Source organism: Novosphingobium silvae (assembly GCF_009856825.1).
Taxonomy (GTDB): Bacteria; Pseudomonadota; Alphaproteobacteria; order Sphingomonadales; family Sphingomonadaceae; genus Novosphingobium; species Novosphingobium silvae.
Map to the genome: position 1 here is coordinate 63,034 of NZ_WVTD01000003.1, position 12,951 is coordinate 75,984.

The following is a 12,951-nucleotide window of genomic DNA, read 5'->3' on the forward strand; positions in this document are numbered from 1 at the left end:
TCAACCCGCGCCGCGTGCACCGTAGTCTATGCGGATGCGCACCCACTCGCCGACCTGTGGCTTGCCGTTGATGCGTGGTGGCAGCACCTGGAACTGCCAGGCGGCATTGAGCACCGCGCGCCCGAAGCCGGAGCCGCGCGGCGATTCTCCGAGGATCTGGCAGTTCTCGACGCGGTAATGGTCGATCGTCTGGCAAGCGATCATGCCCCAGCCGCGTGGCGGGACGTTCGCCGGAAGGTAGCCGCCAAGCTGCGCGTCCGTGGGCTCCTTGAACCAGTCCGCGTTGTAGAGCACTGCGCCGCCGGGTCCCTCCCCCGGGCCGTAGGTGGAACCGCTGCTTCCTCCGCCCGGTGCGGCAGCGCCGCTGCCCGCGCGCTTCATGGCACCGATGTCCGCCGCCGCCATGTCAGCGCGGGACACCTTGAGGAACGAGAAAGCAGGCTTTTCCGCAGGGGTCGGGACCTCGACAGGAGGCACCGGTGCTTCAACCCGGACCTCCTCCTGTGGAGGCTGCTCGTCCTCTCGCTTCTCACTACGGGGAGCCTTTTCCGCCGCCTTCCGGCCGCTGTCCGCATCGGCTCCGGGAATGTCGAAAGTGACCGGATTGCTGGCCTTCTTCCGGAGCTCGGGAGCGACCGTGGTCTGGTAGATCGCGATCAGCAGCGCCAGCACGACGATGCCTGCCGCAAGCAGCGTGGAAATCAGGCGTTGGCGGGGCGAGCCGGGCTGGTAGCCCGTGACTGCCCGATCGGCGTCGGAGGGCATGGCGGCGCTTCATTAGTCGAGCCGGGCTCGCGCCGCAATTACGGCAATGTTTCAGACTGTCGCAAACGCAAGCGGCCGCGCATGCAGGCGGTCAATACCGGCGGGCGACCGCGAATTCGACGGCTTCTGCCATGGCAGAGCGGGCTTCTCCCGCAGGGAAGCCGGCGATGGCATCGATCGCGCGCTGGGCATAGAGCCGGGCCCGTTCGCGAGTGGCTTCGACGCAGCCGTGGCGATTGATCAGGTCGACCGCATGGGCGAGATCCTCGTCCTCGGTTCGGAATCCGGCGATCGCCTCCTCCCAGAACTTGCGTTCCTCGGCATTGCCACGGGCGTAGGCAAGTATGACCGGCAGGGTCATCTTGCCCTCGCGGAAGTCGTCGCCCTTGTCCTTGCCCGATTCGCTACTTTCCGAATCGTAGTCGATCGCATCGTCGACGAGCTGGAACGCAATTCCCAGATTGCGACCATAGGCGTCGAGCGCCTGCTCTTCCGCCTCGCTCTTCTCGGCGACGATGGCGGGAATGCGGGTAGCGGCGGCGAACAGCGCGGCAGTCTTGGAGCCGATGATCTGGAGGTAATGCTCCTCGCTCGTCTCGATCCTGCGTTGCGCGGTCAGCTGGTCCACTTCGCCTTCAGCGATGATGGAACTGGCCTTGGAGAAGACCTTGAGGACCTTCAGGCTGCCGTCTTCCACCATCAGCTCGAAAGCGCGGGTGAACAGGAAGTCCCCCACCAGCACCGTCGCGGGATTGCCGAAGACGATATTGGCAGCGGCCTTGCCCCGGCGCATGTCGGAGCCGTCGACCACGTCATCGTGAAGGAGAGTTGCTGTGTGGAGAAACTCGACCGCGGCGGCGAGCTTGTGGTGGCGCGCGCCCTGGTAGCCGCACAGCTCTGCCGCAGCGACCATGAGCATCGGCCGCATCCGCTTGCCCCCGCCCGATATCAGGTGCCCGGCCAACGACGGAATGAGCGGAATTTCGCTTTGCATCCGGTCAAGAATGACGGCGTTGACGCTGTTCATGCCGGCGGCCGTGAGCGCCAGCATGGGAGCAAGGGAAGGCTGGGGCCTGCGCGACCGCAGGGCGACGACATCTGCACTCATCGCCCCGGGCTTTGGGGGCAAGCTGCTCGCAACGCAAGTGCATTTGCCACCAAGCGGTAGATCGAGCCGACTGGCAGAGGCGCGCCCACCGTGCTAGCGGCGCCCTTATGACCCAGGCCACGCCCAACCCCGCCACCGCGCCGGATACCCCGGCCGCCGATCCCGTTCTCGCCGCTTTCCGGGCCAGCATCGACAATATAGATGCCGCCCTGATCCACATGCTGGCCGAGCGCTTTCGGATCACCAAGGCGGTTGGCGAATACAAGGCGAAGACCGCTCTTCCCGCGTCGGACCCAGGCCGGGAGGAACGGCAGATCGCGCGGCTACGGGCGCTTGCGGAAGACGCGCACCTCGATCCCGACTTCGGCGAGAAGTTCATCCGCTTCATCATCGACGAGGTCATCCGCCACCACGAGCGGGCGAAAAGCGCAGGCTGACGTTCAGGCTTGCCTGGCATCGAGCCGATCCGGAAAGTTCGGCCCGGATCACGTGGCTGACGGCGAGCGATTGCCTAACCGTTCGCCTTTTCCGCTGCTTGTCTCGAGACGCGGGCGGAGGCGGCCGCCTGCAGCGAGGCGGTCAGGAAGGGGCAACGCCCGGCGCTGCCCCTATCCGGCTCACTCTTCCACGAAACCTTGAAGGCGGCCCATCAGGGTCTGAATACGGGTCGCTGCCTCGGTGAAGGTGGTGACATCTTCGCGGTTGCCGTTGCCGCGCGCTTCCTTGGCCGATTCGAGATAGCCTTCAAGGTCTACCTCGAGCGCGTCGACCAGCATTTCGATCTCGTCCGAAGTCAGAGGGACGTTGATGGGCGTGGACATTGAAAACTCCTGCAAAAGCGATGCGCGTCAATTGACGGGGGCCGCCGCGATGGGCAACCGTCCTGCAAACGGTTACCCCCGAAATGGTTTCGGCCCATCCTGCCTCACGCCGCGATGCGCGGCAACCGCAGCTTGACCAGAAGGCCGCCAAGATCCTCGCTCTCGGCAAGCTCCACCGTGCCGCCATAGATCTCCACGACATCGCGGACGATGGCGAGACCAAGGCCGGTGCCCGGTTTGCCGGTATCGAGCCGCGCCCCGCGATCGAAGATGCGCACGCGCTCAGCTTCCGGGATGCCAACACCGTCGTCCTCGATCCAGATCTCGCAGAACCGCTCGTTTGGCGTGGCATCCACCGTCACGAACACGCTGCCGCCGCCATACTTGGCAGCGTTCTCGATAAGGTTGCCGAGTAACTCCTCGAGGTCCTGCTTCTCCATGGCGACGACCACGTCATGGTTGCCGTCAAGATCGAAGCGCGCCTGATCGTAGAGCCGCTCCACCGCGCGCAGAACCGCTTCCAGGCTCGGCCACACATCGGCCCGGGACTGCCCTACGGCGCGCCTGCCTACCGCCCGCGCCCGGGCAAGGTGGTGGTCCACCTGCCGGCGCATGACCGCAGCTTCCCGGATTACGGTGTCGGCAAGATCGGGCGCCTTGGCAGTGGCCGCATTCATCACCACGGTTAGCGGAGTCTTGAGCGCGTGCGCCAGATTGCCCGCGTGAGTGCGCGCCTCTTCCGCCTGCCGCTCGGTATGAGCGAGCAGTGCGTTGAGCTCGTCCACCAGCGGCTCGACCTCGCGCGGAAGCGGATCGGTGACGCGGCTCGCGCCGGTCGCGCGCAGCTTCTGGATCGCCCGGCGCACATGGCGAAGGGGGAACAGGCCGTACCAGGTCTGCATCCCCGCCATCAGCATAAGGCCGAAGCCCAGAGCGACGAAGCTGTAGACCAGGATGGAACGAATCATCTTGATCTGTTCGTTCAGGTCCCGCCGGCTTGCCGCGACGGTGAACATCCACTGAGTGTCACTCCCCGGCAGGATGATCGAGCGCTCCAGCACGCGCAGCGGTTCGCCGGGGAACTGATCGCTGTCATAGACGTGAGGGTGCGTGTCGAAATGACCTTCCGGCACGACAAGGCTGCGATCCCACAGCGAACGTGAGGGGAAATCCTCATGTCCCTTGGCACGTATCTGCCAGTAAAGTCCGGAATTGGGTTCAAGGAAGCGCTGGTCGCCGAGCGGGCGGATGAAGAAGACCTCGCCGTCGGGGCCGATCTCCGCCGAGCCGATCATGCCGGTCAGCATGTAGCCCAGCTGCTCGTCGAAGTTGCGCGTGACGATGCCCGTGACCGTATGGTCGAGAGCAAGCCCGCCCGCGAGGAGGAGGAACGATACCCACCCCGCCGCGATCAGCATCATGCGCCGCGCGAGCGAGCCGGTCGAGGCCGGCCGCCCGCTGTGCGGCGTGCCCGCGCCGGCCAGGCCGGCCTCAGCCGCGGCCGGGTTCTGCGGGGTCGTCGAGACTGTAGCCAAGGCCGCGGGTCGTGGTGATGACGTCTGCGCCCAGCTTCTTACGGATGCGCGTCACGAAGACCTCGATCGTGTTCGAATCGCGGTCGAAATCCTGATCGTAGATGTGCTCGATCAGTTCGGTACGGCTGACCACCTTGCCCTTGTGGTGCATGAGGTAGGACAGCAGCTTGTATTCCTGCGCCGTCAGTTTGACAGGCTCTCCGGCCAGAGTGACGCGGCCCGAGCGCGTGTCGAGGCGCACCGGCCCGGCGGTCAATTCGCTGGAGGTATTCCCCGAGGCGCGACGGATCAGGGCCCGAAGGCGTGCGATCAGCTCCTCGGTCTGGAACGGCTTCGCGAGATAGTCGTCGGCGCCGGCATCGAGGCCAGCGACCTTGTCGGACCAGCTGTCACGTGCGGTAAGGACGAGAACCGGGAAAGTGCGGCCTTCGCGGCGCCACATGCCAAGGACAGTCAGCCCGTCGATCTCAGGCAGGCCAAGATCGAGGATCACGGCGTCGTAGTCTTCGGTAGAACCGAGGAAGTGCCCGTCCTCGCCATCTGCGGAAAGGTCGACGGCATAACCGTTCTGCTCCAGCGTGGTCTTGAGCTGGTTGCCCAAGGTGGGCTCATCCTCGACGATCAGGATGCGCAATTTGTGGTCCTCCCTCTATGAACCAAGCTGAAATGGGGCGAATGGCTGAAGCGGTCAAGCAATGGAAACCCCCGAGGTTCCCATCATCGCGGCAGGTGGACCTTACCGGCTTTGGCCGATGATCCTGCCGGTGCGCGCATCCACGTCCACGAAGTGGACTTTGCCATTCTGTATGAACTTGAGGCGGTAAGCCATTGCCGCTGGGTCGTATTCCGGACCCAGGTACTGCATGCCGTTCATGCGTGGAATGACCTGCCGTTCTATCTCGCGCAGTGGGCGGACGTTGCCTGCGCGGCGCTCCTTGCGCACTTCCCCCTGCTCGCCGCCGGCATCCGCCCGCGCGGCTTCAGGCATGGAAAGGAGGCCGCCTGCCAGTACAGAAAGGACGGCCAGTGCGGCAAAAGGAGGAGGAAACCGTTTCATCACGGCTTCGGTGCCTAATTCCCACGCATTGAACAAGTCCTGAATGTGTGCGGAAGGTGGCTGAAAGGATTTGCCGAGCGCCTTCCCATAGCCGCTGCACGGCTGTAGTGCCCTCGGCATGGCACTCGCACCGATCCTCAGCTGGGAAGGCCTCGGCCTCGTCCAGGGCAACGGCTGGCTCTTCCAGAACCTCGACATCAACATCGGCCCGCGCGATCGCCTCGCGCTGATCGGACGCAACGGCGCGGGCAAGACGACGCTGCTGAAGCTTATTGCCGGGACGGGGGATGCCGACAAGGGCACCCGCTCGGTCCAGCCGGGCACGCGCGTCGTGACGCTGGAGCAGGATCCCTTCTTCACCGGCTTCGACACCCTGCTCGACTTCGCGATCCACGAGCCCGACGCGCCGCCCCGCCACGAGGTGGAGGCCATCGCCGACCAACTCGGCATCGACCTGTCCCGCGAAGCTGCCAGCGCCTCCGGCGGTGAGCGTCGGCGCGCGGCGCTATGCCGCGCCCTCGCCTCCGAGCCCGACCTGCTGCTGCTCGACGAGCCCACCAACCACCTCGACCTTGCGGCGATCGATTGGCTGGAAAGCTGGCTCCAGCGCTACAACGGGGCGTTCGTGGTCATCAGCCACGACCGCACGTTCCTCACGCGGCTGACCAACGCCACGCTCTGGCTGGACCGTGGCAGCATCCGGCGCCGGGACATCGGCTTTGGCGGCTATGAGGCCTGGGAGAACGAGGTCTACGCCGAGGAGGAGCGCGCGGCGCAGAAGCTAGACGCCAAGCTTAAGATCGAGGCGCACTGGCTCGAGCGCGGCGTCACCGCCCGGCGCAAGCGCAACCAGGGACGCCTTGCCAAGCTGTGGGAAATGCGGGCTCAGCGCGCTGCAATGATGGGACCGCAGGGGGCCGCCAAGCTGGCGGTGCAAGCGGACGACAGCAAGACCAAGTCCGTCATCGTCGCGGACAAGATCACCAAGCGGTTCGGCGAGCGGGCCGTCATCAAGGACTTCAGCCTGCGCATCCAACGCGGCGACAGGATCGGCGTAGTCGGCGCGAACGGCTCGGGAAAATCCACGCTGCTCAAGCTCCTGACCGGCGAGATCCAGCCCGACGAGGGCTCGGTGACACTGGCAAACACGCTGAATGCCACGGTCATCGACCAGCAGCGCAGCCTGATGAGCCCGGAAAAACGCATTCGCGACGTCATCGCCGAGGGCGGCGACTGGATCGACGTTCGCGGAGTGCGCAAGCACGTGCAGGGCTATCTCAAGGACTTTCTCTTCGACCCCGGCATGGTCGAGGCAAAGATCGGCACGCTTTCGGGAGGCGAGCGTTCGCGCCTGTTGCTGGCGCGGGAGTTCGCGCGCACATCGAACCTGCTGGTCCTGGACGAGCCGACCAACGACCTCGACCTGGAGACGCTCGATCTCCTGCAGGAGGTCATCGCCGATTACGACGGCACTGTCCTGATCGTCAGCCATGACCGCGACTTCCTTGATCGCACGGTGAACGTCACGCTCGGTCTCGACGGGTCGGGCCATATCGACGTGATCGCAGGCGGCTATGCCGACTGGGAAGCCAAGCGGCGGGAGCGCACCGCGTCCTCGGCGAAGAAGGCCAAGGCAGAAGGCGCGCCGCCGCCTCCGCCGATGCCCTCCAGGAAGGGGAAGCTCTCGTACAAGGACCAGCGTGACTACGAACTGCTCCCCAAGCGCATCGAGGAACTGGAAGCGGCCATCGCCCGTGACGAGGAAGCCATGGCCGACCCCGCGCTCTACACGCGCGACCCGAAGAAGTTCGCCGCCCTGACCGATGCCATCGCCAAGGCTAGATCGGAGAAGGAGGTCGCTGAGGAACGCTGGCTCGAGCTCGCGGAGCAAGTGGAAGGCTAACGCCCGCGGGCTTGCCAAGCGCTCTTCTTTATAGGAAAGCGCCTAAACCAGATCGGTTCGGGAGCCTGCCATGATCAACCGCATTCGCGACATTCGCCTCCAAAAGGGCTGGACGCTCGCCGACGTCGCCGCCGCCTGCAATCCGCCAACGACGGCGCAGACAATCGGGCGGCTCGAGACGGGTATGCGCAATCTCTCGCTCGTCTGGATGAACCGCATCGCCGCTGCGCTGGGGGTGGAGCCCGAAACTCTCCTCCGCAGCGAAGGCAACGAACCGCCGATGCTGGTGGCGACCCTTGGGGAGAAAGGCCCTGAAGCACTGCGGAAGCCGATCGAGGCGGTGGCGCCGAACGCGCTGTCCGCCGAAATGCCATGGGTCGTCCTTGCCGTGGACGCGGCAACGGGCGAATACCGGTCGGGAGATCAGGTCTGGCTGCGCCAGCATGGGCCGCAGGACGGCTCGGCGCTGCTCAACCGCGACATCCTTGCGCCGCGCGGCGGCGGCCATTTTGCCTTCGGTCGCCTGATCGAGGCATCGGACGAGGCAATCGTCATCCTGCCTCCCGCCAGTGGACAGGCCCGGGTCACGGTGGAACAACCTGCGTGGCTGGCGGTTGCCGAGATGCTTGTCCGCAAACTCTGAGGCGTCGCTTCCCTTGCACATCCTCTCGATCGCGACGCTGTTCCCTAACCCGGTAAAGCCGTCCTTCGGCATCTTCGTGGGGAACCAGATGCGAGCGGTCGTCGCGCGGGGAGAAGTCCAGCTCACCATGGTGAGCCCGATCGGCGTCCCTCCCTGGCCCCTGTCCGGCCGCGAACCCTATTCCCGGCTGAAGACCATTCCCGAGGTAAGCGATGTCTCGGGAATATCGGTCCACTACCCCAAGTTCCCGCTTTTTCCGAAGATCGGCGGAGACACCAATCCGGGCTGCATCGCCCGAGCCATCCTGCCCCTGGTCCGGCGCCTGCATGCGGAGCGGCCCTTCGATCTTGTGGACGCCCAGTTCTTCTTCCCCGATGGACCCGCAGCCGCGATCGTCGCGCGTGAGCTGGGTCTGCCCCTGACCATCAAGTCACGTGGAGCGGACATCCATTTTTGGGGCCAGCGTCCCCGTGCGCTCGAACAGATGTTGAAGGCCGCGAGCCAGGCGGCCGGACTGCTCGCCGTCAGCGAGTCCCTGCGCGAGGACATGGTGGCGCTGGGTATGCCCGCCGGCCGCATTGACGTGCACTATACCGGCCTCGACCGCGAGAAGTTCCATCCCATCGAGCGCGGCGCCGCCCGGGCGTTGGTCTCGGCCATGCCCAACCTGCAGATCTGGTCGGAAGGCCCGCTTCTGGTGACGCCCGGCGCGCTCATTCCCCGCAAGGGGCAGGGCCTTGTCATCGAGGCGCTCAGCCGGCTTCCCACAGCGCGGCTTGCACTGGCCGGCTCAGGCGAGGACGAAGGAAGGCTGCGAGCGCTGGCGAAGCGGCTCGGCGTCGAGGAAAGGGTTCACTTCCTCGGGCTCGTTGACCATGAACTTCTGCCCCATGTCCTGTGCGCTGCCGATGTGCTGGTCCTGCCGTCGGCCAGCGAGGGGCTTGCCAATGTGTGGATCGAAGGGCTCGCCTGCGGCACTCCCATCGTCATACCCGACGTGGGCGGTGCGCGGGAGATCGTCGCCGACGAGACTGCGGGCCGCATCGCCGCCCGCAGCCCCGAAGCCATTGCCGCAGCCGTCCGGGACATCCTCGCCGCCCCTCCGACGCAGGCAGAAGTCGCCGAGCACGTCAGCCGGTTCAGCTGGGGCGTGAACGCAGAGAACATCGTCCGCTTCTGGATGAAGGTGCTACGGGGCGAAGAGGCCGACCAGGCGCCAGACCGAACACTGGAAGTTGGCCTGAGTTGACCAAAGGCAGCGGCCGCATCGCGAGTGCGCCGTGCAACTCAGGCAGGCCAGTTCGGCAGCCTAAGCTCAGCCTGCGGGGTAGCGAAGCCTTCCCAGCAGCCGCGTCACGCTGAACCGTTCGTCCGGGGTGCGAAGAAACTGCGCCTTCGCCTTTTCGAAACGCATGATCCCGTCGATCCGGCGATCAAGAAAGGCGCGCGTCTCGACCTTGTCCTCGCTCGTGTCGCGGGCGAAGACGTGAAGCGTGGCGGCATAGATCCCGCCCAGGATCGCTCGCTTGGTGTAGTGGTTGTAATCGGTCGCGGTATCGCCGGCGAGTCGCCACATGGCATCGGCGCTGCGCCAGCCCAGCCGGGTCGAGGCAGCGATGTTCTGTGGCATCGCCATGATCGAAAGCGCACGAGTGAGCGCCTCTTCCCGCCCCCCCACGGCCTCGAGGCGAGCCCACACGAGACGACGGATACGCTCCCGTATCTTCATGTTGGAAAGCGCCGCACCTGCGACGCTCTCGGCCATCGCTGCGTCGACATGATCGATCCATGCCGCGATCATCGCCATCGGCCCGTCCTGGAACGCGAAAGCCGCGAGCGCCGGGTCCACGCCATTGGCGACTGCGGCCTGTTCCACCGCCTCGGGGCTCCAGCCGTCGAACACGGCCGCATCCGCGATGGCTGGCGCAAGACGGCGGCGCAGATCGCCGAGCGTCGCATCGGCAGGAGCATCAAAGGTCATATTCGTCGCCATCAGAACGTGGGTCCGTAGACGGGCTTGGCAGCCTTCAGGTTCTTCTTGGCGTACGTGTTGATCGTCTCGGTGAGATTGGCGCTGCCGCCTTCCACCTTCGCGTAGTCTCGCGCGCTTCGTCCGGAGTTATCTGCCCGATCGGGATTGGCGCCAGCTTCGAGCAGCGCCTTCATCATCTGCATGTCCTTGCGGTGCACTGCGAAGATCAGCGGCGTTTCGCCCGCGTCGTTGGGAGTGTCGGGATAGGCCTTCTGCTGGAGGAGCAGCGCGGCGCCCTCGCGCCAGCCAAGGTTCACTGCCAGCTCCAGCGCGGTGCGACCGCGATCGTCGGCCGCGTTGACGTTCGCACCCTTGCCGACGAGGTAGCTGAGCCAGGTCAGGTCGCGGCGGGCCGTGACGATGTGCAGCGCGGTCTCTCCGGTGGTCACGTCCTTGGCGTTGACGATCTGCGCCGAATCCATCAGCGCCTTCTCCACCTTCTCGCCTTCCTTCTTCTTCACCGCCTCGAGGAACTTGTATCCCTCCGAGAAATCCGCATGGGCCGGGCTTGCCACCAGCAACCCCATCGCGATCGCCGGAGCCATCGCCCTCAGCCCCGTTGCCTTGAGGATCCCTCGCGAGGCGGCCACCACGCTGCGGATCGAAATCTTCAACACGTCAACTTCCTCCAGACACTGGTAATTCGCGCGATCCCGCCACCCGCGCCTTGCATGAGGACGCTTAGCAGGTCATGAACCCTGGCGCCATGACCTACCTGTTCCGTCGTCTCGCCCCTGTAGCCCTTGCGCTTGCGACCGGGCTTTCGCTTGCCGCATGCCAGCAGCAGTCCTCGGCCGAGGCGCCGCCGCTCGAGGGCGCCGCGATCGGCGGGCCGTTCACGCTGGTCGACCAGCATAGCAAGCAGGTCACATGGGATTCCTTCAAGGGTCGCTGGCGCATCGTCTACTTCGGCTACACTTTCTGCCCCGACGCCTGCCCGCTCGATGTGCAGGCCATGATGCGCGGCTTCTCTTCCTTCGAGAAGGCGCATGCTGCGCGGGCGGCGAAGGTGCAGCCGATCTTCATCACCATCGATCCTGCACGGGATACGCCCGAAGTCGTGGGGCAGTGGACCGCCGCCTTCGGGCCGCGCCTCCTCGGCCTGACCGGCTCGCCCCAGCAGGTCGACAAGGCGGCAAAAGCTTTCGCATCCTATTACAGGAAGGGCGAGGAAACGCCCGGTGGATACCTGATGGATCATAGCCGGATCGCCTACCTGATGGATCCGGACGGAAAGCCGATCGCCATGCTTCCGATCGACAAAGGCCCGCAGGAAGTCGCCGCCGAACTCGCCAAGTGGGTGAAGTGACCAGCCCGCCTCCTTCCGGCAAGCCCTTCTGGGAACGTCCTCTCGACCAGCTCAGCCGCGAGGAGTGGGAGGCGCTTTGCGACGGCTGCGGACAGTGCTGCCTGCACAAGGTCGAGGACGAGGACACCGGCGAGATCTATCATACCAACGTCGCGTGCAAGCTGCTCAACCTGAAGACGGCCCAGTGCAGCGACTATGCCAATCGCCGCAGCTTCGTGCCTGACTGCCTGAAACTCACGCCCGAGACGGCGGGCCGCTATGCCTGGTTGCCGCCGAGTTGCGCCTATCGTCTGCGCGCCGAAGGCGATCCCTTGCCCGAATGGCACTACCTCGTCAGCGGCAGCCGCGACACGGTGCACGAGGCAGGCATGTCTGTTGCCGGCAAGGTCATTTCCGAGGACATCGCGGGCCCGCTGGAGAACCACATCGTCTGGCCCTATGGCGACGATGACGATCTCGACGAAGACGAGTTCGGGAATGACGATGCCGCGCCCTGGGACATCCTTCCCTCACGAGGAAAGGACTGAGCATCGTGCTGGACTGGTTGCGGCGCGATCCGGCAAGCGAGCCCATGGTCGACGTCGGCGGCCGCCGCTTGCCAGTGGTGATCCGCCGGCTCGAACGAGCCCGCCGCATGACCATGCGGCTGGCTCCCGACGGCAGCGAGGTCCGCATCTCTGTTCCGCACTGGACCCGCAGCGCGGAAGCGCTCGCATTCGCCACCAGCCGGACCGACTGGCTCGCCGGACAACTGGCCGCCATTCCCGCATCGTCAGCTATTGGCGATGGCAGCGTGCTGCGCTTCCGGGGTGACGACCTTCGTATCGTCCATGACCCTGCCGCGCCGCGCAGGCCGGTGGTCGACGACGGCGACCTTCGCCTTGGCGGGGCGGCCACCTCGCTTACACCGCGGGTCCTGCGCTGGCTTCAGGAGGAGGCCCGGCAACTTCTCTTGACCGACCTTGCCGATTACTGCGCAAGGGCGGCCCTGCCCTGCCCGACGCTTGCCCTCTCCAGCGCGCAACGCCGCTGGGGATCGTGCGCTCACGACGGCACGATCCGCATCAACTGGCGCCTCATCATGGCGCCCGACATGGTGCGACGTTCGGTGGTGGCCCACGAGGTCGCCCATCTCGTGCACTTCGACCATTCCCCCGCCTTCCATCATTGCCTCAAGACCACCTTCGAAGGCTCGGTGCACGAGGCCAACCGGTGGCTGAAGGCGAACGGTCGCACTCTCTACGTGCCGTTCGGCTAGCGTTCAGCGGCAAAAGCGCTTAAATGGCTGCCATGCTCAAGCGTTTCGGATACTGGAAAGACGTCAATCCGACCGGCATGATTGCCGACTTCGCCATCGTGTGGAAGCAGGCGGGGAGCAACCGCTGGCGCATCGCTGCCGTCTCGGCCGCCTGTACGTTCGGCGTGTTCTACCTGATGACCACGCAGGAGGCGAAAGCCCCGCACCCGCCGCCGAAGGTCACCTACATCTCCGTTCTCGACGAGCACCGCACCGACGCGCAGATCCTCGCCGAGAACATCGCCAACCAGAAGGACAAGGAAGCCTGGCTGCGCGAGCAGGCGCGGCGCGACAAGGACGTGCGCGAGCTTTACAAGACGATCGGCCGCGTCTCGGGCATGGACGTGGACAAGATCGCCCGCGAAGCCGAGGCGGAGGAAGCCGAGCGCGACCGGGCCGAACGCGCCAGGATCGAGGAAACGCTGCGGCGCGGCGGCATCGCCAATCCCAAGCTCGCTCCTGCCCCTACCGCCGAGTAGGC

At 65.6% G+C, this 12,951-nt stretch carries 16 protein-coding genes; 8 read left to right on the plus strand and 8 right to left on the minus strand.

The window, feature by feature from the left end; translation table 11 throughout:
- Positions 1 to 765 (minus strand): energy transducer TonB, encoded by a 765-nt coding sequence (locus tag GR702_RS05250; protein WP_202408076.1) that lies wholly within the window; start codon positions 763 to 765, stop codon positions 1 to 3.
- A 91-nt stretch (positions 766 to 856) separates the two neighbouring features.
- Positions 857 to 1,873, minus strand: coding sequence for a polyprenyl synthetase family protein (locus GR702_RS05255; protein WP_160984927.1), 1,017 nt, complete (start codon positions 1,871 to 1,873; stop codon positions 857 to 859).
- Between the two features lie 107 nt (positions 1,874 to 1,980).
- On the opposite strand from GR702_RS05255, the gene GR702_RS05260 reads away from it, so the two are divergent.
- A complete protein-coding gene (locus GR702_RS05260) occupies positions 1,981 to 2,310 on the plus strand; it encodes a chorismate mutase (RefSeq protein ID WP_160984928.1) in 330 nt (109 codons plus the stop codon).
- A 180-nt stretch (positions 2,311 to 2,490) separates the two neighbouring features.
- On the opposite strand, the gene GR702_RS05265 is transcribed toward GR702_RS05260, so the two are convergent.
- From GR702_RS05265 to GR702_RS05280, 4 genes are all read right to left on the minus strand, one after another.
- Positions 2,491 to 2,694: a hypothetical protein gene (locus tag GR702_RS05265; RefSeq protein ID WP_160984929.1), complete on the minus strand. Its 204-nt coding sequence runs from the start codon at positions 2,692 to 2,694 to the stop codon at positions 2,491 to 2,493.
- Between the two features lie 104 nt (positions 2,695 to 2,798).
- The gene (locus GR702_RS05270; RefSeq protein WP_202408092.1) at positions 2,799 to 4,115 is read right to left on the minus strand and encodes a sensor histidine kinase; all 1,317 of its coding nucleotides are present in this window, start codon (positions 4,113 to 4,115) and stop codon (positions 2,799 to 2,801) included.
- A 70-nt stretch (positions 4,116 to 4,185) separates the two neighbouring features.
- Positions 4,186 to 4,863, minus strand: a complete 678-nt coding sequence (locus GR702_RS05275; RefSeq protein ID WP_160984930.1) for a response regulator transcription factor — start codon at positions 4,861 to 4,863, stop codon at positions 4,186 to 4,188.
- A gap of 102 nt (positions 4,864 to 4,965) precedes the next feature.
- Positions 4,966 to 5,406, minus strand: a complete 441-nt coding sequence (locus tag GR702_RS05280; protein WP_337192528.1) for a PepSY domain-containing protein — start codon at positions 5,404 to 5,406, stop codon at positions 4,966 to 4,968.
- Here GR702_RS05280 and GR702_RS05285 point away from each other — a divergent pair.
- The 3 genes from GR702_RS05285 to GR702_RS05295 all read left to right on the plus strand — a co-directional run bounded on the left by GR702_RS05285 (position 5,405) and on the right by GR702_RS05295 (position 9,081).
- Positions 5,405 to 7,189, plus strand: coding sequence for an ABC-F family ATP-binding cassette domain-containing protein (locus tag GR702_RS05285; protein ID WP_160984932.1), 1,785 nt, complete (start codon positions 5,405 to 5,407; stop codon positions 7,187 to 7,189). The two genes, GR702_RS05280 and GR702_RS05285, sit on opposite strands and share 2 nt — an antisense overlap.
- 70 nt (positions 7,190 to 7,259) lie before the next feature.
- Entirely contained in the window at positions 7,260 to 7,832 is a 573-nt protein-coding gene (locus GR702_RS05290; protein ID WP_160984933.1) for a helix-turn-helix domain-containing protein, read from the plus strand.
- A 13-nt stretch (positions 7,833 to 7,845) separates the two neighbouring features.
- Positions 7,846 to 9,081: a glycosyltransferase gene (locus GR702_RS05295; protein ID WP_160984934.1), complete on the plus strand. Its 1,236-nt coding sequence runs from the start codon at positions 7,846 to 7,848 to the stop codon at positions 9,079 to 9,081.
- Between the two features lie 66 nt (positions 9,082 to 9,147).
- Here the strand turns inward: GR702_RS05295 and GR702_RS05300 are convergent, their stop codons facing one another.
- A complete protein-coding gene (locus tag GR702_RS05300) occupies positions 9,148 to 9,813 on the minus strand; it encodes a COQ9 family protein (protein ID WP_160984935.1) in 666 nt (221 codons plus the stop codon).
- Between the two features lie 11 nt (positions 9,814 to 9,824).
- A complete protein-coding gene (locus GR702_RS05305) occupies positions 9,825 to 10,481 on the minus strand; it encodes an ankyrin repeat domain-containing protein (protein WP_337192529.1) in 657 nt (218 codons plus the stop codon).
- 89 nt (positions 10,482 to 10,570) lie between these two features.
- Between GR702_RS05305 and GR702_RS05310 the strand changes: the two genes are divergently transcribed.
- The 4 genes from GR702_RS05310 to GR702_RS05325 are packed head-to-tail and all read left to right on the plus strand — an operon-like array spanning position 10,571 to position 12,949.
- Complete coding sequence (locus tag GR702_RS05310; protein WP_237449573.1) at positions 10,571 to 11,173, plus strand: SCO family protein; 603 nt, start codon at positions 10,571 to 10,573, stop codon at positions 11,171 to 11,173.
- Positions 11,161 to 11,700 carry a YcgN family cysteine cluster protein gene (locus GR702_RS05315; RefSeq protein ID WP_160984937.1) on the plus strand — a complete coding sequence of 180 codons (540 nt, stop codon included), beginning with the start codon at positions 11,161 to 11,163 and terminating at the stop codon, positions 11,698 to 11,700. Before GR702_RS05310 ends, GR702_RS05315 begins: the two co-directional genes overlap by 13 nt.
- 5 nt (positions 11,701 to 11,705) lie before the next feature.
- Positions 11,706 to 12,431 carry a M48 family metallopeptidase gene (locus GR702_RS05320; RefSeq protein WP_337192530.1) on the plus strand — a complete coding sequence of 242 codons (726 nt, stop codon included), beginning with the start codon at positions 11,706 to 11,708 and terminating at the stop codon, positions 12,429 to 12,431.
- 23 nt (positions 12,432 to 12,454) lie between these two features.
- On the plus strand, positions 12,455 to 12,949 hold the full coding sequence (locus tag GR702_RS05325; protein WP_237449574.1) for a hypothetical protein: 495 nt from the start codon (positions 12,455 to 12,457) through the stop codon (positions 12,947 to 12,949).
- Positions 12,950 to 12,951 lie beyond the last annotated feature (2 nt).